The organism is Streptomyces sp. NPDC053755 (assembly GCF_040677675.1).
Taxonomy (GTDB): domain Bacteria; phylum Actinomycetota; class Actinomycetes; order Streptomycetales; family Streptomycetaceae; genus Streptomyces.
This window is the reverse complement of sequence record NZ_JBFASK010000001.1, coordinates 233489-256651: the sequence shown is the minus strand read 5'-3', so window position 1 is coordinate 256651 and position 23163 is coordinate 233489. Positions and strand designations below refer to the sequence as shown.

At 71.1% G+C, this 23163-nt stretch carries 21 protein-coding genes; 13 read left to right on the top strand and 8 right to left on the bottom strand.

What is annotated here, in order from left to right:
* Positions 1–93: 93 nt before the first annotated feature.
* The 3 genes from dcd (at position 94) to AB0K65_RS01120 (ending at position 2725) form a co-directional block, all read left to right on the top strand.
* On the top strand, positions 94–669 hold the full coding sequence (dcd, locus tag AB0K65_RS01130) for a dCTP deaminase (RefSeq protein ID WP_365712993.1): 576 nt from the start codon (positions 94–96) through the stop codon (positions 667–669).
* A 13-nt stretch (positions 670–682) separates the two neighbouring features.
* Entirely contained in the window at positions 683–1180 is a 498-nt protein-coding gene (locus AB0K65_RS01125; RefSeq protein ID WP_365712990.1) for a phosphoribosyltransferase, read from the top strand.
* Between the two features lie 165 nt (positions 1181–1345).
* A complete protein-coding gene (locus tag AB0K65_RS01120; protein WP_365712987.1) occupies positions 1346–2725 on the top strand; it encodes a VWA domain-containing protein in 1380 nt (459 codons plus the stop codon).
* Between the two features lie 97 nt (positions 2726–2822).
* Here the strand turns inward: AB0K65_RS01120 and AB0K65_RS01115 are convergent, their stop codons facing one another.
* The 3 genes from AB0K65_RS01115 to AB0K65_RS01105 all read right to left on the bottom strand — a co-directional run bounded on the left by AB0K65_RS01115 (position 2823) and on the right by AB0K65_RS01105 (position 6842).
* Positions 2823–3689 carry a Yip1 family protein gene (locus AB0K65_RS01115; RefSeq protein WP_365712984.1) on the bottom strand — a complete coding sequence of 289 codons (867 nt, stop codon included), beginning with the start codon at positions 3687–3689 and terminating at the stop codon, positions 2823–2825.
* A 184-nt stretch (positions 3690–3873) separates the two neighbouring features.
* The gene (locus AB0K65_RS01110; protein ID WP_365712982.1) at positions 3874–6132 is read right to left on the bottom strand and encodes a (Fe-S)-binding protein; all 2259 of its coding nucleotides are present in this window, start codon (positions 6130–6132) and stop codon (positions 3874–3876) included.
* Between the two features lie 143 nt (positions 6133–6275).
* Positions 6276–6842 carry a sugar transferase gene (locus tag AB0K65_RS01105; protein ID WP_365712980.1) on the bottom strand — a complete coding sequence of 189 codons (567 nt, stop codon included), beginning with the start codon at positions 6840–6842 and terminating at the stop codon, positions 6276–6278.
* Positions 6843–7066: 224 nt separating this feature from the next.
* Between AB0K65_RS01105 and dnaK the strand changes: the two genes are divergently transcribed.
* The 4 genes from dnaK (at position 7067) to AB0K65_RS01085 (ending at position 11283) form a co-directional block, all read left to right on the top strand.
* On the top strand, positions 7067–8911 hold the full coding sequence (dnaK, locus tag AB0K65_RS01100; protein ID WP_365712979.1) for a molecular chaperone DnaK: 1845 nt from the start codon (positions 7067–7069) through the stop codon (positions 8909–8911).
* Positions 8911–9564, top strand: a complete 654-nt coding sequence (gene grpE, locus AB0K65_RS01095; RefSeq protein ID WP_365712978.1) for a nucleotide exchange factor GrpE — start codon at positions 8911–8913, stop codon at positions 9562–9564. The genes dnaK and grpE overlap by 1 nt, the downstream gene beginning before the upstream one ends.
* Before the next feature lie 80 nt (positions 9565–9644).
* Positions 9645–10826, top strand: coding sequence for a molecular chaperone DnaJ (gene dnaJ, locus AB0K65_RS01090; protein WP_365712976.1), 1182 nt, complete (start codon positions 9645–9647; stop codon positions 10824–10826).
* 4 nt (positions 10827–10830) lie between these two features.
* On the top strand, positions 10831–11283 hold the full coding sequence (locus AB0K65_RS01085; protein WP_365712974.1) for a helix-turn-helix domain-containing protein: 453 nt from the start codon (positions 10831–10833) through the stop codon (positions 11281–11283).
* Positions 11284–11522: 239 nt separating this feature from the next.
* On the opposite strand, the gene AB0K65_RS01080 is transcribed toward AB0K65_RS01085, so the two are convergent.
* Together AB0K65_RS01080 and AB0K65_RS01075 are read right to left on the bottom strand one after the other, a co-directional pair.
* A complete protein-coding gene (locus AB0K65_RS01080) occupies positions 11523–11996 on the bottom strand; it encodes a hypothetical protein (protein ID WP_365712972.1) in 474 nt (157 codons plus the stop codon).
* Between the two features lie 2 nt (positions 11997–11998).
* Complete coding sequence (locus AB0K65_RS01075) at positions 11999–12982, bottom strand: helix-turn-helix transcriptional regulator (protein ID WP_365712970.1); 984 nt, start codon at positions 12980–12982, stop codon at positions 11999–12001.
* A gap of 128 nt (positions 12983–13110) precedes the next feature.
* On the opposite strand from AB0K65_RS01075, the gene AB0K65_RS01070 reads away from it, so the two are divergent.
* Together AB0K65_RS01070 and AB0K65_RS01065 are read left to right on the top strand one after the other, a co-directional pair.
* Positions 13111–13389, top strand: coding sequence for a hypothetical protein (locus AB0K65_RS01070; protein ID WP_365712968.1), 279 nt, complete (start codon positions 13111–13113; stop codon positions 13387–13389).
* Positions 13386–13706 (top strand): (2Fe-2S)-binding protein, encoded by a 321-nt coding sequence (locus tag AB0K65_RS01065; RefSeq protein WP_329118791.1) that lies wholly within the window; start codon positions 13386–13388, stop codon positions 13704–13706. Before AB0K65_RS01070 ends, AB0K65_RS01065 begins: the two co-directional genes overlap by 4 nt.
* A gap of 184 nt (positions 13707–13890) precedes the next feature.
* Here the strand turns inward: AB0K65_RS01065 and AB0K65_RS01060 are convergent, their stop codons facing one another.
* The gene (locus AB0K65_RS01060; protein ID WP_365712966.1) at positions 13891–14304 is read right to left on the bottom strand and encodes a pyridoxamine 5'-phosphate oxidase family protein; all 414 of its coding nucleotides are present in this window, start codon (positions 14302–14304) and stop codon (positions 13891–13893) included.
* Between the two features lie 97 nt (positions 14305–14401).
* Here AB0K65_RS01060 and clpB point away from each other — a divergent pair, with 97 nt between their 5' ends.
* Together clpB and AB0K65_RS01050 are read left to right on the top strand one after the other, a co-directional pair.
* On the top strand, positions 14402–16987 hold the full coding sequence (gene clpB, locus AB0K65_RS01055) for an ATP-dependent chaperone ClpB (RefSeq protein ID WP_365712964.1): 2586 nt from the start codon (positions 14402–14404) through the stop codon (positions 16985–16987).
* Positions 16988–17139: 152 nt separating this feature from the next.
* Positions 17140–17673, top strand: coding sequence for a YbjN domain-containing protein (locus AB0K65_RS01050; protein WP_365712962.1), 534 nt, complete (start codon positions 17140–17142; stop codon positions 17671–17673).
* A 36-nt stretch (positions 17674–17709) separates the two neighbouring features.
* Here the strand turns inward: AB0K65_RS01050 and AB0K65_RS01045 are convergent, their stop codons facing one another.
* A complete protein-coding gene (locus AB0K65_RS01045) occupies positions 17710–18762 on the bottom strand; it encodes a glycosyltransferase family 39 protein (RefSeq protein WP_365712960.1) in 1053 nt (350 codons plus the stop codon).
* A 264-nt stretch (positions 18763–19026) separates the two neighbouring features.
* On the bottom strand, positions 19027–20208 hold the full coding sequence (locus AB0K65_RS01040) for a pyridoxal phosphate-dependent aminotransferase (RefSeq protein WP_365712958.1): 1182 nt from the start codon (positions 20206–20208) through the stop codon (positions 19027–19029).
* Positions 20209–20906: 698 nt separating this feature from the next.
* On the opposite strand from AB0K65_RS01040, the gene AB0K65_RS01035 reads away from it, so the two are divergent.
* Entirely contained in the window at positions 20907–21425 is a 519-nt protein-coding gene (locus AB0K65_RS01035) for a DUF2617 family protein (RefSeq protein ID WP_365712956.1), read from the top strand.
* 96 nt (positions 21426–21521) lie between these two features.
* The gene (locus AB0K65_RS01030; RefSeq protein WP_365713622.1) at positions 21522–23159 is read left to right on the top strand and encodes a polyamine aminopropyltransferase; all 1638 of its coding nucleotides are present in this window, start codon (positions 21522–21524) and stop codon (positions 23157–23159) included.
* Positions 23160–23163: the final 4 nt, after the last annotated feature.

Here is a 23163-nt window from a genome sequence, read left to right as displayed (position 1 = left end):
TGCGGTGCCCGTGGAGCTTGAGCAGCGGTGATGCCCGGGGCGCGGTCCCTGCCCGAGTGGGGCGGGGCCGCGCCCTCTGCGTATCGTGGGGGGGTGCTTCTCTCAGACAAGGACATCCGGGCCGAGATCGACGCCGGACGGGTACGCATCGACCCGTACGACGAATCCATGGTGCAGCCCTCGAGCATCGACGTGCGGCTTGACCGCTTCTTCCGGGTGTTCGAGAACCACCGCTACCCCCACATCGACCCCGCCGTCGAGCAGCTCGACCTGACGCGTGAGGTCGAGCCGGAGGGCGACGAGGCGTTCATCCTCCACCCCGGCGAGTTCGTACTCGCCTCGACCTATGAGGTCATCTCGCTGCCAGACGACATCGCGTCGCGCCTGGAGGGCAAGAGCTCCCTCGGGCGGCTCGGGCTCGTCACGCACTCGACCGCCGGGTTCATCGACCCCGGGTTCTCCGGGCACGTGACCCTGGAGCTGTCGAACCTCGCGACCCTGCCGATCAAGCTGTGGCCGGGGATGAAGATCGGCCAGCTGTGCATGTTCCGGCTGAGCTCGCCCGCCGAGTTCCCGTACGGCAGCGAGCGGTACGGCTCGCGCTACCAGGGACAGCGGGGGCCGACGGCCTCCCGTTCGTTCCTGAACTTCCATCGCTCCCAGGTGTGAGGCGGCTGTCGTCATGAGTGAAGTACGCGAGAACCTGACGTACGAGGGCTTCGGGATCGCCGTCCGCGAGCTCGCCCAGAGCATCGCCGACGACGGCTACGAGCCCGACGTCGTGCTCTCCATCGCCCGCGGCGGCGTCTTCGTCGCCGGCGGTCTGGCCTACGCGCTGGACTGCAAGAACATCCACCTCGTGAACGTGGAGTTCTACACCGGCGTCGGGACCACCCTGGAGATGCCGGTCATGCTGGCGCCCGTCCCGAACGCGATCGACTTCTCCGACAAGAAGGTCCTGATCGCCGACGACGTCGCCGACACCGGCAAGACCCTCAAGCTCGTCCACGACTTCTGCGTCGACCACGTCGCCGAGGTCCGTTCCGCGGTCGTCTACGAGAAGTCGCACTCGCTCGTGAAGTGCGAGTACGTGTGGAAGAAGACCGACGAGTGGATCAACTTCCCCTGGTCGGTCGAGCCGCCTGTCGTCCGCCGCGAGGGCCAGATCCTCGACGCCTGACCCGCCCGACCCGCGCCGCCTGACCTGACCCGCCCGACCCGCGCCGCCTGGACCGCCTGACCTGACCTGCCCCCCTGACCCGGCCGCCCCGCCCCAGCCGGACGCGGACGCGCTGTCGTCCCGGAGCGTCGGCCGTTCGGGCCGTGCACTGGGCAGACTGGGGCCATGACAGCGCGATCCCTCGGCAAGGGGGCCAACGTCCCCGTGGACTCTCCGGCACTGCGCGTCGAGCTCGTCTGGTCCCCTGGGCCGGGCGTGCCCGACGTCGATGCCTCGGCACTGCTGCTGACCTCGGCCGGCCGGGTCCGGGACGACGGCGACTTCGTCTTCTACAACCAGCCGCGGCATGCCTCCGAAGCCGTGAGCCACCTGGGGAAGCGGAGTGCCGACGGCGTCACGAGCGACACCGTGGCCGTGGATCTCCGCCTGCTCGACTCCGAGGTCGAACGCGTCGCGCTGTGCGCCTCGGCCGACGGCGGGACCTTCGGCCAGGTGCCCGGGCTGGTGCTGAGACTGCTCGACGCGGCGTCCGGGAGCGAGCTGGCGCGCTTCGGCATGGAGGCCGACACCGAGACGGCGTTCATCTGCGGCGAGCTGTACCTGCGGCAGGGGCAGTGGAAGTTCCGGGCGGTGGGCCAGGGTTACGCCGCGGGGCTCGCCGGTCTGGCCACGGAGTTCGGCATCACGGTCGACGAGCCGTCCTCGGACGCCGTGCCGCCGGCGGCCGCCGTGCGGGGCCCGACCGCCGTACCGGCGCCGAGCGCGTCGTCGGCGGCTCCGCGTCCCGGCAAGGGCGAGGAGCGTCTGCCCGTGGACATGCGCAAGCGCCTGTCGCTGCGCAAGGAACAGGTCGCGGTCAGCCTGCGCAAGCACGGCGCGGAGGGGATCGTCGCGCGTGTCGTCCTCGTGCTGGACGCTTCGGGCTCCATGAGCTTCCTGTACACGCGGGGTGTCGTGGCCGACGTGGTGGAGCGGATGGCCGCGATCGCCGCGCAGCTGGACGACGACGGTGAGATGCAGGCGTGGACGTTCGCCTCCCAGCCGGCCCGCCTGCCCGATCTCCGGCTCGGTGAACTGCCGGAATGGCTGCGCCTGCACGTACGCGTCGGACAAGTGGGTCTCTTCCGTCGCAACAGGAGGCCGAAGGGGCTGGAAGCCGGGCAGGTCGACATGCGGACCGTGGGCATCCAGAACGAGGAGCAGCGGGTCATCGCGCAGGTGCGTTCCCACGTCGCGCGAAATCCCACGCCCGCCCCCACCCTGGTGCTGTTCTTCTCCGACGGCGGAGTGCATCGCAACGCCGAGATCGAGCAGGAGCTGCGCGCGGCGGTGGAGGAGCCGATCTTCTGGCAGTTCGTCGGGCTCGGCCGGTCCGACTACGGAGTGCTGGAACGGCTCGACTCCCTGCACGGGCGTCGCGTCGACAATGTCGGCTTCTTCGCTGTCGACGACATCAGCACGGTCCCCGACCAGGAGCTGTACGACCGGATCCTGTCCGAGTTCCCGAGCTGGACGACCGCCGCGCGCCAGGCGGGCATCCTGTGAACGGAACCGGCTGCTTCGGGCCTACGGGACGCCCGGGCGCATGAGAGGGGCCCCACCGCAGCCGGTGGGGCCCCTCTCGTACGCCTCGTGGTGTGTCCTACAGCGTGCCCAGCTTGATGATCGAGAGCAGTGCGACCAGCTGGATCGCCGACGCGCCCAGCGCCTTCGGCCAGGGCAGGTCGTGCGAGCGGCTCACCATGACGGTGAGCAGCGCGCCGGCCGCCAGCCAGGTGATCCAGCCGAGCACCTGCACCAGGCCGTTCTCGCCGCCCAGGAACATGGCGAAGATCAGCCGGGGCGCGTCCGTGATCGACATGATCAGCATCGAGAGGCCCACGGTCGGCTGCCAGGAGCCGTCGCCGCCGAGCTGGCGGGCCAGCGTGTGGGTGACGGCGCCCAGGATCAGTCCGCCGACGACGAAGCCGACGCCGGTCATCAGGACGTACGGGATCGCCGTCGACAGGGTCGCGTTGATCGCCTCGTCGCGTGCCTGGTCGAAGCCGAAGATGGCGAGCAGGCCGTAGAGGAAGGTCACGACGAGCGCGGGGCCCCAGACGGCGTAGTCCCGCATCTGCAGGAACGTCGGCGCCGGGCGCAGCACGATGCCGCTCAGCAGGGCCTTCCAGGGCAGCCGGGGGCCCGTGGGGGCGGGGGCGGCCGGGTAGGAGGCGCCGTCGCCGTACGGGTCGTCGTGGATGCTGAACGCCCGTGTGTGGCCCGGGTTGTCCGCCGCGCCCGGGTGGGACCGCGGGGCGTGCTGCGGGTGTGGTGCGTGGGGGTCGCCGAAGTACTCCGGCTCGCCGTACGCCTGCTGTTGCCCGTACTGCTGTCCGCCGGGGCCCTGCTGGGGCCACTGCTGCTGCGGGTACGGCGGCGGGGCCGCGTTGTACCCGTTCGGCGCCTGCTGCGGTCGTTGTTGCGGGGGGCGGTTGTCCCGGCCGCGTCCGTTCCTGAATCCAGCCACGTCATCGAACGTACCCGGTCGCGCGGCGAGGGGCCCGATCGGCACCGACCTTGCCGCTGAGCTGTGACATCCCCTAAGGGGTGCGCCCGAGGCTGTCGGGGGCGCGGGGCGGGCCCCGGAGACGACGGAGGGCCGCCCCGCCGGATCGCGGGACGGCCCTCTCGTACGGACGGCGGTGACGGGACTACTGCGCGGGCTCCGGCTCCGGCTCGGGCTCGGCCGGCAGCTCTTCGACCGGCTTCTTCACCGAGTCGAGGAGCAGCTGGGCCACGTCCACGACCTGCACGGACTCCTTGGCCTTGCCGTCGTTCTTCTTGCCGTTGACCGAGTCGGTCAGCATGACGAGGCAGAACGGGCAGGCGGTGGAGACGATGTCCGGGTCGAGGGACAGGGCCTCGTCGACGCGCTCGTTGTTGATGCGCTTGCCGATCCGCTCCTCCATCCACATCCGCGCGCCGCCGGCGCCGCAGCAGAAGCCGCGCTCCTTGTGGCGGTGCATCTCCTGCTGGCGCAGGCCGGGGACGGCCGACATGATCTCGCGCGGGGGCGTGTAGACCTTGTTGTGGCGGCCCAGGTAGCACGGGTCGTGATAGGTGATCAGTCCGTCGACGGGTGTCACCGGGATCAGCTTGCCCTCGTCGATGAGGTGCTGGAGCAGCTGCGTGTGGTGGATGACCTCGAACTCGCCGCCCAGCTGCGGGTACTCGTTCGCGATCGTGTTGAAGCAGTGCGGGCAGGTGGCGACGATCTTCTTCGCCGACTTCGGCTTCTTGGTCGACTCGTCCTCGTCGTCCTCGCCGAACGCCATGTTCAGCATGGCGACGTTCTCCTGGCCGAGCTGCTGGAACAGCGGCTCGTTGCCCAGGCGGCGGGGCGAGTCACCGGTGCACTTCTCCTCGCCGCCCATGATCGCGAACTTGACGCCCGCCATGTGCAGCAGTTCGGCGAAGGCCTTGGTGGTCTTCTTGGCCCGGTCCTCCAGGGCGCCGGCGCAGCCGACCCAGTAGAGGTAGTCGACCTCGGTGAGGTCCTCGACGTCCTTGCCGACGATCGGGACCTCGAAGTCGACCTCCTTGGTCCACTCGACGCGCTGCTTCTTGGCCAGGCCCCAGGGGTTGCCCTTCTTCTCCAGGTTCTTCAGCATCGTGCCGGCCTCGGAGGGGAAGGCGGACTCGATCATCACCTGGTAGCGGCGCATGTCGACGATGTGGTCGATGTGCTCGATGTCGACCGGGCACTGCTCGACGCAGGCGCCGCAGGTGGTGCAGGACCACAGGACGTCCGGGTCGATGACGCCGTTCTCCTCGGCGGTGCCGATCAGCGGCCGCTCGGCCTCGGCGAGGGCCGATGCCGGGACGTCCTTCAGCTGCTCCTCGGACGCCCGCTCGTTGCCCTCCATGTCCTTGCCGCCGCCGGCCAGCAGGTACGGGGCCTTGGCGTGCGCGTGGTCGCGCAGCGACATGATCAGGAGCTTGGGGGAGAGCGGCTTGCCCGTGTTCCAGGCGGGGCACTGCGACTGGCAGCGGCCGCACTCGGTGCAGGTGGAGAAGTCGAGGATGCCCTTCCAGGAGAACTGCTCGACCTGGGAGACGCCGAAGACGGCGTCCTCGGCCGGGTCCTCCCAGTCGATCTCCTTGCCGGCGGTCGTCATCGGCAGGAGCGGGCCGAGGGCGGTGGAGCCGTCGGCGTTGCGCTTGAACCAGATGTTCGGGAAGCCGAGGAAGCGGTGCCAGGCCACACCCATGTTCGTGTTGAGCGAGACCGTGATCATCCAGGTGAAGGACGTGACGATCTTGAGCGCCGCGAAGAAGTAGGTGAGGTGCTGGATCGTGCTCAGGTCGAGACCGTCGAGGAGCGCGATCAGCGGGTACGAGGCGAAGAAGCCGGGCTCCCAGCTCGTCACGTGGTGCTGGACGCCTTCGAGGGCGCGCAGCGTCATGATGCAGACGCCGACGATCAGGATGACGGCCTCGACGAAGTAGGCCTGACCGGTCTTGGACCCGGTGAAGCGGGACTTGCGGCCCGCCCCGCCCGGCCGGTTCAGCTGCCGGATCACGATCAGGGTCAGGATGCCGAGGACGGTCATCAGGCCGAGGAACTCGGTGAAGATCTCGTACGGCAGCCAGTCACCGATGACCGGGATCAGCCAGTCGGCCTGGAACAGCTGGCCGAAGGCGTTGACGATGGTGAGCAGCAGCGAGAAGAAGCCCACCGCCACGAACCAGTGCGCCACGCCGACGATGCCCCAGCGGTTCATGCGGGTGTGGCCGAGGAACTCCTTGGCCAGGGTGAGGGTGCGCTGCGTGGGGTCGCCGGTGCGCGTGCCCGTGGGGACGGGCTGACCGAGCTTCACGAAGCGGTAGATCTGCGCGATGGCGCGCCCGAACAGCGCGACGGCCACCACCGTGATGACGATCGACACGACGATCGCGGCGAGTTGCATGAGGGGCTCCTCGGGCGGGCCTGCGAGGCGGAGTGCCGACACTGCCGAGTGTGGCACTACTAAGCGGTAACTTATTCAGTCCGTGCTGAGATTACCGCTTAGGGGCGCCCCGCTGTAGCGGCGCCCGCGGTGATCTGTGTCGCTCAGGCAAGCCTTGCCGGCGGAGTGGCTCCCGCCGTCGCGCGACGTCTGCGGACTGCTGGAAGCGTACGCGCCAGGATGGCCAGATCCATGCCGAGCCAGTGGTGGTCCACATAGTGGAGGTCGAGCAGTGCGCGCTCCTCCCACGGCAGCTCCGAACGGCCGCTGACCTGCCACAGGCCGGTGACCCCCGGGCGTACGGAGAGACGGCGGCGGCCCTCGCCCGCGCATTCGCGGTGGCCCGGGACCAGCGGGCACGGGCCCACGAGGGACATCTCGCCCCGGACGACGTGGAGCAGCAGCGGCAGCGCGGCGAGCGGTCCCGGTGTGCGGAAGGTCAGTATCCGGAACGTCCTGCCCTGGCGGCCGGCCATCGTCCGCCGACGCAGCACCGCGCCGGGGCGCTCCTCCTCGCCGGGGGCCCGTCCGGGTGCCCGGCCGGGGCGCGGGCGCCGCGCCCCGGCCCCCGGGCGCGCGGCGAGGAGCAGGGCCACGCCGAGGAGAAGGGGGGACAGGAGGAGCAGCAGGGTGAGTCCGCCCATGAGGTCGAGTGCGCGCTTGGCCGTCATGCCCCCACCACACCCTTTCGTGGGATATTCGTGAGGTATCGGACTCTCTCACGGAGCGGTGTCCGGGCCGGGGGACCGACGCGCCCGAGCCCTGATCGGGCGGCTCTTTGAGCCATCCGCAGGGCGAAGAGTTGAGTGGGGGACGCTCAGGTCTGTTGACGCGATGGGGCCCGTGGTGCATCCTTGAGTCAGTTCCACTCAAGTCGGTAGCTGGAGGAATCGAAATGGCACGTGCGGTCGGCATCGACCTGGGCACGACTAACTCCGTCGTCAGCGTTCTGGAAGGCGGCGAGCCCACCGTCATCACCAACGCCGAGGGCGCCAGGACCACGCCGTCCGTCGTCGCCTTCGCGAAGAACGGTGAGGTGCTCGTCGGCGAGGTCGCCAAGCGCCAGGCGGTCACCAACGTCGACAGGACCATCCGGTCGGTCAAGCGCCACATGGGCACCGACTGGAAGATCGACATCGACGGCAAGAGCTTCAACCCGCAGCAGATGAGCGCCTTCATCCTGCAGAAGCTGAAGCGCGACGCCGAGGCCTACCTGGGCGAGAAGGTCGTCGACGCGGTCATCACCGTCCCGGCGTACTTCAACGACTCCGAGCGCCAGGCGACGAAGGAGGCCGGTGAGATCGCGGGCCTCAACGTCCTGCGCATCGTCAACGAGCCGACCGCGGCCGCCCTGGCCTACGGCCTCGACAAGGACGACCAGACGATCCTCGTCTTCGACCTCGGTGGCGGCACCTTCGACGTGTCCCTCCTGGAGATCGGCGACGGCGTCGTCGAGGTGAAGGCCACCAACGGTGACAACCACCTCGGTGGTGACGACTGGGACCAGCGTGTCGTCGACTACCTGGTGAAGCAGTTCGCCAACGGTCACGGCGTCGACCTGGCCAAGGACAAGATGGCTCTCCAGCGTCTGCGCGAGGCCGCGGAGAAGGCGAAGATCGAGCTGTCGTCCTCCACCGAGACGTCGATCAACCTGCCGTACATCACGGCCTCCGCCGAGGGCCCGCTGCACCTGGAGGAGAAGCTCACCCGGGCGCAGTTCCAGCAGCTCACGGCCGACCTGCTCGAGCGCTGCAAGACCCCGTTCCACAACGTCATCAAGGACGCGGGCATCCAGCTCTCCGAGATCGACCACGTCGTCCTCGTCGGTGGCTCCACCCGTATGCCCGCCGTCGCCGAGCTCGTCAAGGAGCTGACCGGCGGCCAGGAGGCCAACAAGGGTGTGAACCCGGACGAGGTCGTCGCCATCGGCGCCGCCCTGCAGGCCGGTGTGCTGAAGGGTGAGGTCAAGGACGTCCTGCTCCTCGACGTCACTCCGCTGTCCCTCGGTATCGAGACCAAGGGCGGCATCATGACCAAGCTCATCGAGCGCAACACCACGATCCCGACCAAGCGGTCCGAGATCTTCACGACGGCCGAGGACAACCAGCCGTCGGTGCAGATCCAGGTCTACCAGGGCGAGCGCGAGATCGCGGCGTACAACAAGAAGCTCGGCATGTTCGAGCTGACCGGTCTGCCGCCGGCGCCGCGTGGCGTCCCGCAGATCGAGGTCGCCTTCGACATCGACGCCAACGGCATCATGCACGTGACCGCGAAGGACCTGGGCACGGGCAAGGAGCAGAAGATGACCGTCACCGGCGGCTCCTCGCTGCCGAAGGACGAGGTCGACCGGATGCGCCAGGAGGCCGAGCAGTACGCGGACGAGGACCACCGTCGTCGCGAGGCCGCCGAGTCCCGCAACCAGGGCGAGCAGCTCGTCTACCAGACGGAGAAGTTCCTCAAGGACAACGAGGACAAGGTCCCCGGGGACGTCAAGACCGAGGTCGAGACCGCCGTCGCCGAGCTGAAGGAGAAGCTCAAGGGCGAGGACACCGCGGAGATCCGTACGGCCACCGAGAAGGTCGCGGCCGTCTCCCAGAAGCTCGGCCAGGCGATGTACGCCGACGCCCAGGCCTCGCAGGCCGCGGGCGGCGAGGCCCCGGGCGCCGACGCCAAGGCCGACGACGACGTCGTCGACGCCGAGATCGTCGACGACGAGAAGCCGAAGGGCGGCGCTGTCTGATGACGGAGGAGACCCCGGGCTTCGAGGAGAAGCCCGACGTCCCCTCCGGCGCCGAATCTGACGACGCCGTCGAGGCCGCCGAGACCCCCTCGCAGGAGGAGGGCTCGGCGGCCCCGGCCGGGGACGCAGCCCAGACGGCCGGCCTGACGGCCCAGCTGGACCAGCTCCGCAGCGCGCTCGGCGAGCGCACCGCGGACCTCCAGCGGCTCCAGGCCGAGTACCAGAACTACCGCCGCCGCGTGGAGCGGGACCGGGTCACGGTCAAGGAGATCGCCATCGCGAGCCTCCTGTCCGAGCTCCTGCCCGTGCTCGACGACGTCGGCAGGGCCCGGGACCACGGCGAACTCGTGGGCGGGTTCAAGTCGGTGGCCGAATCGCTGGAGACCGTCGTCGCCAAGATGGGACTCCAGCAGTTCGGCAAGGAGGGCGAGCCCTTCGACCCGACGATCCACGAGGCCCTGATGCACTCGTACGCGCCGGACGTCACCGAGACGACCTGCGTGGCGATCCTGCAGCCGGGGTACCGAATCGGCGAGCGGACCATCAGGCCCGCCCGCGTGGCGGTCGCCGAGCCCCAGCCCGGGGCGACGCCGGCCGCGAAGGAAGAGAAGTCGGCAGACGAGGAGAGCGGTGGCCCCGAAGAGAGTGCGTGACACGACCCCGCGAGCACACGCGGAGCCGGATCGCACCCCCTGCGGGCCGACGTGAAGATCGTCCGGGAGGAGGGACGTCGATGAGCACGAAGGACTTCGTCGAGAAGGACTACTACAAGGTTCTCGGCGTCCCCAAGGACGCCACCGACGCCGAGATCAAGAAGGCGTACCGGAAGCTCGCCCGCGAGAACCATCCGGACGCCAACAAGGGCGACACCAAGGCGGAGGAGCGCTTCAAGGAGATCTCCGAGGCGAACGACATCCTCGGTGACCCCAAGAAGCGCAAGGAGTACGACGACGCCCGCGCGCTCTTCGGCAACGGAGGGTTCCGTGCCGGGCCGGGCGGCGCGGGCGGAACGTTCAACTTCGACCTGGGCGACCTCTTCGGAGGCGCCCAGGGCCCGGCCGGAGCCGGCGGCTTCGGGGGCGGCCTCGGAGACGTCTTCGGCGGCCTGTTCAACCGGGGCGCGGGCGGCCCCGCCGGTGCGCGGACGCAGCCCCGCCGCGGCCAGGACATCGAGTCCGAGGTCACGCTCAGCTTCACCGAGGCCGTGGACGGCGCCACCGTGCCCCTCCGGATGTCCTCCCAGCAGCCCTGCAAGGCCTGTTCCGGCACCGGCGACAAGAACGGCACACCGCGCGTCTGCCCGACCTGCGTCGGCACCGGCCAGGTCTCGCGCGGCGGCAGCGGCTCCTTCTCGCTCACCGACCCCTGCGTGGACTGCAAGGGGCGCGGCCTCATCGCCGAGACCCCTTGCGAGGTCTGCAAGGGCAGCGGCCGGGCCAAGTCCTCGCGCACGATGCAGGTCCGCATCCCCGCCGGGGTCTCCGACGGTCAGCGGATCCGGCTGCGCGGCAAGGGTGCGCCGGGCGAGCGCGGCGGCCCGGGCGGCGACCTGTACGTCGTCGTCCACGTCGACACGCACCCGGTCTTCGGCCGCAAGGACGACAACCTCACCGTCACCGTGCCCGTCAGCTTCGACGAGGCGGCGCTCGGCGGCGAGATCAAGGTGCCGACCCTGGGCGGACCCGCGGTCACGCTGAAGCTGCCCGCCGGCACGCCCAACGGCCGGACCATGCGCGCCCGCGGCAAGGGCGCGGTCCGCAAGGACGGCACCCGGGGCGACCTGCTGGTGACGGTGGAGGTCGCGGTGCCCAAGGAGCTGGACGACAAGGCCCGCGAAGCCCTCGAGACGTACCGCGAGGCGACGGCGGGCGAGGACCCCAGAGCAGAACTCTTCCAGGCCGCGAAGGGAGCTTGACGCGATGGACATCCGACCGGGGCGCAGCCGCAATCCGTACGAACTGACCGACGAGACACCGGTGTACGTCATCTCGGTGGCGGCCCAGCTGTCGGGTCTGCACCCGCAGACCCTGCGCCAGTACGACCGTCTCGGCCTGGTCTCCCCGGACCGTACGGCCGGGCGCGGCCGGCGCTACTCGGCCCGTGACATCGAACTGCTGCGCACCGTGCAGCAGTTGTCGCAGGACGAGGGCATCAACCTGGCGGGTATCAAGCGCATCATCGAGCTGGAGAACCAGGTCGCGGCCCTCCAGGCCCGCGTGGCCGAACTGTCGGCCGCCGTGGAGGGCGCGGCGATGGCGATGCAGCAGCGCGAGGCGCAGGTGCACGCCTCGTACCGGCGCGATCTCGTGCCGTACCAGGACGTGCAGCAGGCGAGCGCGCTGGTGGTCTGGCGCCCCAAGCGCGGCGAGTGACCCGGGCGCGACGCCGCTCGGGAGGACCTTGAGGCTCCGGCACCCCCACGACGCCAAGGCCCCCTCCGTTCCGGCTCTCCCGGCGCGGAGGGGGCCTTCGCGCGGCCGGGGGTCCCCCCGGGGCCCTCATGCGGGTCAGGGGGCCTCTCGGGCCCGCCGAGGGACTCTCGCGGGCCCTCGCGGCCTCGGGCCCGCCCCAAGGGCCGGCGGACCGGCTCGTTCCCGCCCGCGGGGACGGCTCAGGGGATCAGTTCGCCCACGATGTCCCCGACCGTCTCCCAGGAGGGCGCCGCGCCCGTGCCGAAGGCGGCCGCGAGGGCGGTGCCGACGGCGATGTCCAGGGGGCTCGGGGCAGCCGGCGCCGTCCAGTCGGCGGCGACCCTGCCGTCCCCCGAGGACTCCAGGGTGCCCAGGCGGCGGCCGTCGCGCAGGAGCCGGCTGGCCACGTGCGAGCAGGGGAGGAGGCGGTAGCGGGCGCCCAGGACCGTGGCGTCCACGCGGTAGGACCGCCGCAGCAGGCGGCCCCGGGCCGGGCGGATGCGGGCGGGCCGCCCGTCGACGCTGAGCGCGAGAGCGGCGCGGTCACGGGTGCCGATGGGCACCAGGCGGTTCGTGCGGGCGCCCGCCGCCCGCACCAGCTCCACGGTGGGCAGTCCGTGGCCGGACACCCGCAGCCTTCCGGCCGGGCCGTCCAGGTCGATCCGTACGTACATCGTCAGCCGTCCTGCTCCAGGATCCCGGACTGGGCGATCAGGAAGCCGAGCTGCGCCCGGCTGCCGCTGCCGAGGGCGGCGGCGAGCTTGGCTATGTGGGCGCGGCAGGTGCGGACGTTCATGCCGAGGCGGCGCGCGATGGCCTCGTCGACGTGGCCCTCGACGAGGAGCTTGGCGATGGAGCGCTGGACTCCGCCGATGCCGTCCACGGACGGGCTGTAGGGGATCTCCTCCTCCCACGGCACGCCGTGCAGCCAGAACTGGTCGAAGACGCCGACGAGGTACTGGACCAGGCCCTCGTGGCGCAGTTCGAGTGCCACCCGCCGGTCCGATCGGGCCGGCACGAACGCGATCTTGCGGTCGACGATGATCAGCCGGTCGATGATCTCCTCGAGGGTGCGCACCTCGAGGCCGTACGGCGCGATCCGTTCGACGTACCCCATGGTGGCGGAGTGGTGGCGCGCGGTGTGCTGGTAGAGGGTGCGCATGCGGATCCCGCGGTCGAGCAGGGGCTCCACCCGTCGCAGGCCGGCCTGGACGACCTCCGGCTTGCGCCCGCTGCCCGGCTGGATGGTGAGCAGTTCCTCGGTGCACTCGTTGATGACCCGGTCGAGCGTGGCGTTGATGAGGCTGAGGCCCTCCAGGACGGTGATCGCCTGGGTGGCCGACGGGTCGGGCGCGTTGATCGTCATGAATGGCTCGAACGTGTCCGCCAGCGAGATGGCCAGCTGCCGGCGCTGCTGGATCTCCCGCTCGATGGGGTGTATGAGCTTGTTCAACGCGATGGACGGCGGGATGGGCCGCAGCCACTGGGAGTCGTCCGGGTCGGGGTGCAGCAGCGACAGTTCGATCAGGCAGGGGACGGGTTCGACCTCCGCCCGGGCGATCCGTCCGGCCCGCAAAGCGGTCGCGTACACACGTTTTCCGGCGTCGCACAGCTCGCCCGGACCGTGCCGTGTGTCGGTATCACCCTGCTTCGGCTCCATTTGCACCCCCCTCAGGGTCCTGAATTACAGGAACATGATGCCTGGCATCGCTGGTGGAAGGGTTCGGAGTGAGCCATCGTCTTATTCGCGGGGGAGGAGGTAATGATCAAAAGAGGTGGAGATCGGCCATGACCAGGATGGTTCGTGCACTTGGCGCCATAGCTTTCGCTGCTGCGGCTGCCCTCGGCGCTCTCGCCCTCGACGGCGAGCCGACGTGGGACACACCGCCCGCGAACAACGTTGTCGCCGCCCCGGGCGAACCGACGTGGGACTCCACGCCGACGGTCGCGGGGGAGCCCACATGGGACTTCGTGCCGACGGTCAAGGGGGAGCCCACGTGGGACTCCGTGAAGACCGTCGAGCGCGAGCCGACGTGGGACTCCATCCCGGCGGGCGCGGACGCATGACCGTGCCGCCGGACGACCGGGTCTTCCGGCGGGAGATGGCCTCGGCCTACCGATCCGGGTGGCATTTCATCGACCTCGTCACGGCCATTCCCCACCGTGGTGATTCGTTGATGGTCACTCTCTTCGGAGAACCGATCGTCGTCGCTCGTGAGCAGGACGAGGACGTCCGCGCCTACCGGTGCCTGCGGAGGCCGCGTGGCGCCCCGCAGCCGGTCCGCTGTGCCATCCGGTACGGCATGATTTTCGTCAATCTCGATCAGCGTGACCACCAGCTGCTCGAGCCCGAGACCATCACCGCCACCCCCCGCAGTGCCTGAGCGATTCCCCCGTCGTTGTAGATCGCTCAGGTGCTTCCCCCACACAGCGGCGCCATCGCGGACCTGAAACGCGATGGCGCCGTTGTGCTGTCCGGGTACGGGGCCGCCGGGCTCACGGGCCCGTCCGGGGACGAGGCCGCCCGGGTGCGGGGACGGATGCCCCCGGCTGCCGGCGAGGTCCGCCTCAGGCCCGGCCCATCGCCCGCGTCAGGGCGATCTCGATGACCACCCGGTCCGGGTTCGGCGTCGGGACCCGGCCGTAGCGCTCGGCGTAGCGGTTCACCGCGTCCGCGACGACCTCCGGCTCGGTACGGATGCGGGCCACGCCCTCCAGGGTCGCCCAGCGCCCCTTGTCCACCTGGCAGACCGCCACGCGCGCGCCCTCGGGGCCCGCCGCCAGGACGTTGGCCACCTTGTGGCTGTGCTTGTTGGTGATCACCCGGGCGATGCCGTTCTCGCCGCCCTCGGGGTCGTAGGTCACCCCGACCGCCACCACGTGCGGCGTCCCGTCCGGGCGCGGCGTGGTCAGGGTGCACATGTGGTAGTCCCGCCAGAAGCTGAGGTACGAGTCGTCCGGGTTCCTCGGGTCAGTCGCCATGCCGCCAAGGCTATCCTTGAGTGGAATAGACTCAACTTTGTGTACGCTGTATGAGTCATACGAGGCCAGCCCGCTGTGACAGGAGGAGAGACCGCACGTGGACGCCGAACTGACCAACAAGAGCCGGGACGCCCTCAACGCCGCGAGCAGCCGCGCCGTGTCCGAGGGCCACCCCGACCTGACCCCCGCGCACGTCCTCCTGGCGCTGCTCGCCGGCCAGGACAACGAGAACGTCACCGACCTGCTCGCGGCCGTCGACGCCGACCAGGCCGCTGTACGGTCCGGTGCGGAGCGGCTCCTCGCCGCCCAGCCCAGCGTGACCGGATCCACGGTCGCGCCGCCGCAGCCCAGCCGCGACCTGCTCGCCGTCATCGCCGACGCCGACCAGCGCGCCAAGGAGCTCGGGGACGACTACCTGTCCACCGAGCACCTGCTGATCGGGATCGCGGCGAAGGGCGGCCGGACGGGCGAACTCCTCGCCCAGCAGGGGGCGAGTGCCACGAGCCTCCTGGACGCGTTCGAGAAGAGCAGGGGAGGACGCAGGGTGACCACACCCGACCCGGAGGGTCAGTACAAGGCGCTGGAGAAGTTCGGTACGGACTTCACGGCGGCCGCGCGGGAAGGAAAGCTGGACCCCGTCATCGGGCGCGACCAGGAGATCCGGCGCGTCGTCCAGGTCCTCTCGCGCCGGACCAAGAACAACCCGGTCCTCATCGGCGAGCCCGGCGTCGGCAAGACCGCCGTCGTCGAGGGCCTCGCCCAGCGGATCGTGAAGGGCGACGTCCCCGAGTCCCTGCGGAACAAGCGCCTGGTCGCGCTCGACCTCGGCGCGATGGTCGCGGGCGCGAAGTACCGCGGCGAGTTCGAGGAGCGCCTGAAGACCGTCCTCTCCGAGATCAAGGCCAGCGACGGGCAGATCATCACCTTCATCGACGAGCTGCACACCGTCGTCGGCGCGGGCGCCGGCGGCGACTCGGCGATGGACGCGGGCAACATGCTCAAGCCGATGCTGGCCCGCGGCGAACTGCGCATGGTCGGCGCGACGACCCTCGACGAGTACCGCGAGCGGATCGAGAAGGACCCCGCCCTGGAGCGGCGCTTCCAGCAGGTCCTCGTCGCCGAGCCCACGGTCGAGGACACCATCGCGATCCTGCGCGGTCTCAAGGGCCGGTACGAGGCCCACCACAAGGTCCAGATCGCCGACTCCGCGCTGGTGGCCGCCGCCACCCTCTCCGACCGGTACATCACCTCCCGGTTCCTGCCCGACAAGGCCATCGACCTCGTCGACGAGGCCGCCTCGCGGCTCCGGATGGAGATCGACTCCTCGCCCGTCGAGATCGACGAGCTCCAGCGCGCCGTGGACCGGCTGCGGATGGAGGAGCTGGCGCTGAAGAACGAGAGCGACCCCGCCTCCGTGCAGCGCCTGGAGAAGCTGCGCCGCGACCTCGCCGACAAGGAGGAGGAGCTGCGCGGTCTGACCGCCCGCTGGGAGAAGGAGAAGCAGGGCCTCAACCGCGTCGGCGAGCTGAAGGAGAAGCTCGACGAGCTGCGCGGCCAGGCCGAGCGCGCCCAGCGCGACGGAGACTTCGACACCGCCTCCAAGCTGCTGTACGGCGAGATCCCCTCGCTGGAGCGGGAGCTGGAGGAGGCCAGTGAGGCCGAGCAGGAGGCCGCCAAGGACACCATGGTCAAGGACGAGGTCGGCTCCGACGACATCGCGGACGTGGTCGGCTCCTGGACCGGCATCCCGGCCGGCCGCCTCCTGGAGGGCGAGACGCAGAAGCTGCTGCGGATGGAGGACGAGCTGGGCCGGCGCCTGATCGGCCAGACCGAGGCGGTCCAGGCGGTCTCCGACGCCGTGCGCCGGACCCGCGCCGGTATCGCCGACCCCGACCGCCCCACCGGTTCCTTCCTCTTCCTCGGCCCCACCGGCGTCGGCAAGACCGAGCTGGCGAAGGCGCTCGCCGACTTCCTCTTCGACGACGAGCGGGCCATGGTCCGCATCGACATGTCGGAGTACGGCGAGAAGCACAGCGTGGCCCGGCTCGTCGGCGCGCCCCCCGGCTACGTCGGCTACGAGGAGGGCGGCCAGCTCACGGAGGCGGTCCGCCGCCGCCCGTACAGCGTGGTCCTGCTGGACGAGGTGGAGAAGGCACACCCGGAGGTCTTCGACGTCCTGCTCCAGGTCCTCGACGACGGCCGGCTCACCGACGGCCAGGGCCGGACGGTGGACTTCCGCAACACCATCCTGATCCTCACGTCGAACCTGGGCAGCCAGTACCTGGTCGACCCCCTGACCGGAGCCGAGGAGAAGAAGCAGCGGGTCCTGGAGGTGGTGAGGGCCTCCTTCAAGCCGGAGTTCCTCAACCGTCTCGACGACCTGGTGGTCTTCTCGGCCCTCGACAAGGCCGAACTGAGCCGGATCGCCCGGCTCCAGATCGACCGGCTCGCCAAGCGGCTCGCCGAACGCCGGCTCACGCTCGACGTCACCCCGGCGGCGCTGGAGTGGCTGGCCGACGAGGGCAACGACCCGGCGTACGGCGCCCGCCCGCTGCGCCGCCTGATCCAGACGGCGATCGGCGACCGGCTCGCGAAGGAGATCCTCGCGGGCGAGATCACGGACGGCGACACCGTGCGCGTCGACCGCTTCGAGGACGGTCTGATCGTGGGACCGGCGACGTGACAGCGGTGGCCTGACCCGGTCACGGACGGCTCCGCCTCTCCGCCATGGGGAGCAGATCTTGTCAGCCCGCAGCGGATCGCGGGAGGCGGGGCTTGCCACGGACCGCCCGGCATGGGAGAGGATGGCGGCAACCGTACGAAGGGATATTCACGGTGAGCATCGACCCGTCCTCGATTCCGAATTTCGGGGGCCAGCCCCAGCCTCAGGCCGCAGGACCGGCGGGCCCCGTCGTCCCCGACCAGGACCTGGTCAAGCAGCTCCTCGACCAGATGGAGCTGAAGTACGTCGTCGACGACGAGGGTGACCTCGCGGCGCCGTGGGAGGAATTCCGCACGTACTTCATGTTCCGCGGTGAGGACGAGCAGAAGGTCTTCTCGGTGCGGACGTTCTACGACCGCCCGCACTCGGCGGACGACCGCGTCAGGATCCTCGACGCGATCGACGACTGGAACCGCCGCACCCTGTGGCCCAAGGTCTACACCCACCTGCACGAGGAGGAGGACGGTTCCGCGACCCTCCGCCTCATCGGCGAGGCGCAGATGCTGATCGGCACCGGCGTCGCCCTGGAGCACTTCGTGTCCTCCACGGTCAGCTGGGTCCGCGCGTCGATCGAGTTCGACAAGTGGCTCGTGGAGCAGTTCGGCCTGGAGTCCCCCGAGGACAAGGAGTCCGGCGAGTCCGAGTAGGACCGCACGCCGGACTCGCGGGCCCGGGCGCGGGCCTCAGAGCGCCATGTGCGCGAGCGTCAGCAGATAGACGCCGTAGCCGAACGAGAGCCCGGCCAGGGCCGTGATCACCACGATCGCGGCCCTCGGCCGGGCTCTCGTCAGTGCGAGGGCCAGCGGCAGGAGCAGCGGAAACGCGGGCACCAGGAAGCGCGGCTTGGACTCGAAGAAGCCGGAGCCGCCGACGGCGATGAGGACCAGCACGCCCGTGTAGACGAGCACGGGCAGCGGCGGGCGCTCGGCCACCGCGAGCAGCGCGAAGAGCACCACACCGGCCGCGGTGATCACCAGGGCCATCGCGAAACCGAACTGCGTCGGCCCCTTGAGCATCTCCCGGACGAAGCGCAGCGCGCCCTCGCCGAAGTCGAAGCGCGAGGTCCAGCCGTCCTGGACGGCGAAGTAGCCGCCGAGCAGGTCGCCCCGGCGGGCGCCGACCCACAGCAGGTACGAGAGCCACCCGGCGGGGGCCAGCGCGGCGGCGGCCCACACCGCCCCGTCCACCCGCCCGCGCCGCCGCCACAGCTCGTAGCCGGCCGCCGCCAGGACGGCGGCCGCGACGGCGATGCCGTTGGGCCGGGAGAGCCCGGCCAGGGACGCGAGCGCGCCCGCCCACAGCCAGCGGCGGGTGAGCAGCGCGTACAGCGACCAGGCGGCGAAGGCCGTCATCAGCGGTTCGGTGTACGCCATGGTCAGCACGATCGAGTGGGGCAGCAGACCCCACAGCAGCACGAGGACGACTCCCGCGCGGCGCCCGTACAGCCGTTCGCCGACCAGGTAGACGCCCCAGGCGGCGGCCCCCGCGGCGAGCCAGGACAGGAGCAGGCCGGCGGTGCCGCCGGCGACCGGCAGGACGGTGGTGAGGGACCGGACGAGCCCCGGGTAGAGCGGGAAGAACGCCAGGTCGGACTGGACCACGCCGTCGGGCCAGCGCAGGGTCCTGCCGTAGCCGTGCGCGGCGATCCGGACGTACCAGTCGGAGTCCCAGGACTTGGCGAGCAGCGCGCGCGGCGAGCGGCCGGTGTGCCAGGCGGCGAGGGCGAGGACGAGCATCCCGGTGAGCCGCGCGGCGGCGAAGAGCCCGAGCGCCGGCGCGGCCCGGTGCAGGGCCGCCCGCGAGCGGGGGACGCTGCGGACGCCGGCGGTCGCCGGGCGGTCGAGAGTCTCGGCGGACAGGGTGCACCTCCGTGCGCGCGGGAATCAGGTCGGCCCGACAAATCGGTCTACCTGACAATCCGCGCGGCACGGAGGGGGCGCGCGAGTGCGACGGGCCCACCCGGGTGAAAGATTCCCGGCTCAGAGGGCCGGGGCGGGTGGTCAGGGCGCCAGGGCCTTCAGGCGGCCGACCGCCTCCTCCAGGACGGGACGCCGCTTGCAGAAGGCGAACCGGACGAAGGGGGCCCCGGCGTCACGGTGGTCGTAGAAGACGGCGTTCGGGATGGCGACCACGCCGGCGCGCTCGGGGAGGGAGCGGCAGAACGCGATGCCGTCGGTCTCGCCGAGGGGCCGGATGTCGGCGGTGACGAAGTAGGTGCCGGCCGGGCGGTAGACGTCGAAGCCGGCGGCGGCGAGGCCGTCGCTCAGCAGGTCGCGCTTGGCGAGCAGGTCGGCGCGCAGGCCGTCGAGGTACGTGTCCGGCAGGCGCAGCGCCTCGGCGATCGCGTACTGGAAGGGGCCGGAGGCGACGTACGTGAGGTACTGCTTGGCGGAGCGGACCGCGGTGGTCAGCGCCGGGGTGGAGGTGAGCCAGCCGACCTTCCAGCCGGTGAAGGAGTAGGTCTTGCCGGCCGAGCCGATGGTGACCGTACGTTCCCGCATGCCGGGGAAGCTCGCGAGGGGGATGTGCACGGCCTCGTCGAAGACGAGGTGTTCGTAGACCTCGTCGGTGACGACGAGCAGGTCGCGCTCGACCGCCAGTTCGGCGACCGCGGCGAGTTCGGCGCGGGTGAGGACGGTGCCGGTCGGGTTGTGCGGGGTGTTGAGGAGGATCAGCCGGGTCCGGTCGGTGACGGCGGCGCGCAGCTCCTCCAGGGCGAGGACGAAACGCCCGTCCGCGGGACGGAGGGTGACGGGCACGCGGGTCCCGCCCGCCATCGCGACGCACGCGGCGTACGAGTCGTAGTACGGCTCCAGGGCGATCACCTCGTCGCCCGGCTCCACGAGGGCGAGCAGGGCGGCGGCGATCGCCTCGGTCGCGCCCGCCGTGACCAGCACCTCCGCGTCGGGGTCGTACTCCAGTCCGTACCGACGGCTCTGGTGTTCGGCGACGGCGGTGCGCAGCTCGGGGACGCCGGGCCCCGGCGGGTACTGGTTGCCGCGCCCGTCGCGGAGCGCCCGGACGGCGGCCTCCCGGATCTCCTCGGGGCCGTCGGTGTCGGGGAAGCCCTGGCCGAGGTTGATCGCCCCGGTCTTGACGGCCAGTGCGGACATCTCGGCGAAGATCGTCGTCCCGAACTCGGCGAGCCTGCGGTTGAGCGGCGGTCGTGTCATGGCGGCCATCCTGGGCCGAAGCTCTGGAGTTCCTCAAGTGCGCTTTGGGCGAAGACGGGGAAGGGCATCCCCCCTCCACAGCGAATACACGGGGGTGAAACGAATGGAAGTACTACTGATCGCGGGTGTGGTCCTCCTCGTCGGGGTGTGCGTGGTCTCCGGCCGGGGCGGGCGGAGCCGGTCGCGCGGCCGGCGGCGCGGCTGGTGGGAGGGCGGTGGCGGTTCCGACGGCGGTGGTTCGTCGTGCGGCTCGTCCTGCGGGAGCGGCTGCGGAGGCGGCGGCGGGGGCGACTGACCACCGGGGGGACGGCCCGCCCCGGGGCGGGGACGGGGTGAGCGGCCCGGGGCGCGGCCCGCTCCGGGGGCGGCGGGGGCGACCGGCACGGGGCGGTCGCCCCCGCCACCCGAGGAGGCTTGGTGGGGCGCGGGAGTCTGGTGGGGCCAACGTCCCCCAGGCTCCTTCTTGTTGAAGGCGCGCTGTCGATTCGTCTTGAACAGTTGAACCGTGGGGCCCCCGAGGGGATGGAAACCACGTCAAGTTGGGTAAAAACGCTGTGAGCTTCCCGCAGTTCATGATTCCCTCGCTGTTGGAAACATCCAGCCCTCGGACCGTGTGTGGACCCGAGTCGGCGATCCCCCACTCCCGTTGGACCCTTCTCCGGGGCGCCCCCGGCCCACCCGTCAAACCGTGTTTGCGGAGCCGACCCATGCTCACGACCCTGAAGACCTCCTACACCGACACGCGCGCGGCCGACCTGGCGTGGGCGCTCGGGCGCGAGCCGCTGCCCGCCCTCGCCGTCCTCGATCTCGAACTGGCCGGAGCGAAACTGCAGTTGCGCCTGCTCGGCGCCTCCCACCAGGTCCTTCTGCAAGAAGAGGGCCGCAGCTGTTCGGAGACGGTGGCCTGCATGCCCGGCAGCAGTACGCCGCTGCCGCTGGGCGTCTCCAAGCGGGTGGGCGAGTGGGACTACGAATTCGCGGCGCGCGTCGAGACGCTGTCGCACGGCTCCTTCGCGGGCCGCGCGCAGGAGCTGCTCGCGCTCGTCGCCGACCACCCGAACGGCCTCGCGGGGACGTTCCCCGGCTCGCCGCACGCCTTCACGGCCATGCTGGCGCAGCGCCACGAGGGCCAGGTGCGGTGGCGCACCTGGCACGCGTACCCCCAGGAAGGGCAGCTGGTCGTCACCCGGACACGGATCGGCGTTCGTATGCCTGCCGCACTCTGATGCGCCCCTCGGGTGCGTCAGGTGCACTCGTGTGGGTGACAAGAAGCGATACGGGCGTGACGTAGCGTTACGTGCATGATCGATCCGCCTGTCACCATGCCTCCCCGAAGGGTGACGCGGCCGCCTGTTCGGCCGAGTGCGGTGCGGTCTCCGGTTCTCGTGGTGGTCTTCGTCTGCGCGGCCTGCGGACTGGTCTACGAACTGGAGCTGGTCGCGCTCGCCTCGTATCTGATCGGCGACTCGGTCACCCAGGCGTCCGTCGTGCTGTCCGTGATGGTCTTCGCGATGGGCCTGGGGTCGCTGCTCGCCAAGCGGCTTCGCTGTCGCGCGGCGGTCGGCTTCGGCCTGGTCGAGGCCGCCCTCGCGCTGATCGGGGGCTGCTCCGCGCTCGTGCTGTACGCCGCGTTCGCCTGGCTCGGCGAGTCCCGGTACGTCCTGGTGGCGTTCTCGCTCGCCATCGGGGTGCTCATCGGCGCCGAGATCCCGCTCCTGATGTCGTTGATCCAGCGGGCCGAGTCGGCGCGCGCCCCCGGCGCGCGGGACCAGGACGACCCCGCCGGGACGGTGGCCGACCTCTTCGCGGCGGACTACGTCGGAGCGCTGGTCGGCGGCCTCGCGTTTCCCTTCTTCCTGCTTCCCTGGCTCGGCCAGCTCACCGGGGCGCTGGTGACCGGAGCGGTGAACGCCGTCGCGGGCGGCGGCCTCGTGCTGTGGCTGTTCCGGCGGGACCTGACCGCCCGGTCCCGGGCACTGCTGATCGCTGCCAACCTCACCGTCCTCACCGTGCTCGCCACCGCGACCGTCCTCGTCGACGACTTCGAGCAGGCGGCCCGGCGCGCGGTCTACGGCGACGGCGTGCGGGTCGCCGTCCGCACCGGGATGCAGGAGGTCGTGCTGACCGGCGAGCACGGCGGGCCGCCCGAGCTTTTCCTCGACGGACGGCTCAGGGGCGGGGGCCGGGACGAGTACCGCCACCACGAGTCGCTGGTGCACCCCGCGATGAACGGACCCCACGCGCGCGTGCTCGTCATCGGCGGCGGAGACGGCCTCGCCGCGCGCGAAGTGCTGCGGTATCCGGCAGTCCGTTCGGTCACCGTCCTCGCGCTCGACCCCGGAGTCGTCCACCTCGCCCGGACCGACCCCCAGCTCTCCGCGCTCAACGGCAACGCCCTGCGGGACCCGCGCGTGCGGGTGGTCCACGCCGACGCCTTCCACTGGCTGCGCGGGGCGGGGACGGGCTCGGAGCCGGTGCCCGAGCCGCGGTACGACGTGATCGTCTCGGACCTGCCCGATCCGGGGATCACCTCCAGCACCAAGCTGTACTCGGAGGAGTTCTACGGACTGGCCGCCCGGATCCTCGCGGACGGCGGACGGCTCGTCGTCCACGCGGGCCCGGCCTCCGGCCGCCCCCGCACCTTCTGGACCGTGGAGGCCACCCTGCGGTCCGCCGGGTTCGCGGTCCGGCCCTACGGGGCGAGCGGGGGCGGCAGCGGCTTCGCCGGGGGCCCGGACCGGGTCGGACGCCCCGGCCGTGAGGGCGCCGGGACGACGGACCGGGGATACCTTCTCGCCGCCCCCGGCCCCTACCCGCCCGCCCTGGGCCTCGCCGCCGACGCGCCCGGGCTGCGGTCCGTCACGGTGGGCGGACTGGAAGCGGAGGCGCGGAGGGTGGAGCGGACCCGGACCGGCGACCTGCCTCCCTCGACGCTCGTCCACCCGCGCTACGGCGGCTGACCGC

Bases quoted from the DNA above. Each gene is read 5' to 3' on its own strand.
- AB0K65_RS01125 (WP_365712990.1), top strand. From the start codon at position 683: ATGAGTGAAGTACGCGAGAACCTGACGTACGAGGGCTTCGGGATCGCC.
- AB0K65_RS01120 (WP_365712987.1), top strand. From the start codon at position 1,346: ATGACAGCGCGATCCCTCGGCAAGGGGGCCAACGTCCCCGTGGACTCT.
- AB0K65_RS01110 (WP_365712982.1), bottom strand. From the start codon at position 6,132: ATGCAACTCGCCGCGATCGTCGTGTCGATCGTCATCACGGTGGTGGCC.
- AB0K65_RS01105 (WP_365712980.1), bottom strand. From the start codon at position 6,842: ATGACGGCCAAGCGCGCACTCGACCTCATGGGCGGACTCACCCTGCTG.
- dnaK (WP_365712979.1), top strand. From the start codon at position 7,067: ATGGCACGTGCGGTCGGCATCGACCTGGGCACGACTAACTCCGTCGTC.
- grpE (WP_365712978.1), top strand. From the start codon at position 8,911: ATGACGGAGGAGACCCCGGGCTTCGAGGAGAAGCCCGACGTCCCCTCC.
- dnaJ (WP_365712976.1), top strand. From the start codon at position 9,645: ATGAGCACGAAGGACTTCGTCGAGAAGGACTACTACAAGGTTCTCGGC.
- AB0K65_RS01085 (WP_365712974.1), top strand. From the start codon at position 10,831: ATGGACATCCGACCGGGGCGCAGCCGCAATCCGTACGAACTGACCGAC.
- AB0K65_RS01080 (WP_365712972.1), bottom strand. From the start codon at position 11,996: ATGTACGTACGGATCGACCTGGACGGCCCGGCCGGAAGGCTGCGGGTG.
- AB0K65_RS01075 (WP_365712970.1), bottom strand. From the start codon at position 12,982: ATGGAGCCGAAGCAGGGTGATACCGACACACGGCACGGTCCGGGCGAG.
- AB0K65_RS01070 (WP_365712968.1), top strand. From the start codon at position 13,111: ATGACCAGGATGGTTCGTGCACTTGGCGCCATAGCTTTCGCTGCTGCG.
- AB0K65_RS01065 (WP_329118791.1), top strand. From the start codon at position 13,386: ATGACCGTGCCGCCGGACGACCGGGTCTTCCGGCGGGAGATGGCCTCG.
- AB0K65_RS01060 (WP_365712966.1), bottom strand. From the start codon at position 14,304: ATGGCGACTGACCCGAGGAACCCGGACGACTCGTACCTCAGCTTCTGG.
- AB0K65_RS01045 (WP_365712960.1), bottom strand. From the start codon at position 18,762: ATGCTCGTCCTCGCCCTCGCCGCCTGGCACACCGGCCGCTCGCCGCGC.
- AB0K65_RS01040 (WP_365712958.1), bottom strand. From the start codon at position 20,208: ATGGCCGCCATGACACGACCGCCGCTCAACCGCAGGCTCGCCGAGTTC.
- AB0K65_RS01035 (WP_365712956.1), top strand. From the start codon at position 20,907: ATGCTCACGACCCTGAAGACCTCCTACACCGACACGCGCGCGGCCGAC.
- AB0K65_RS01030 (WP_365713622.1), top strand. From the start codon at position 21,522: ATGCCTCCCCGAAGGGTGACGCGGCCGCCTGTTCGGCCGAGTGCGGTG.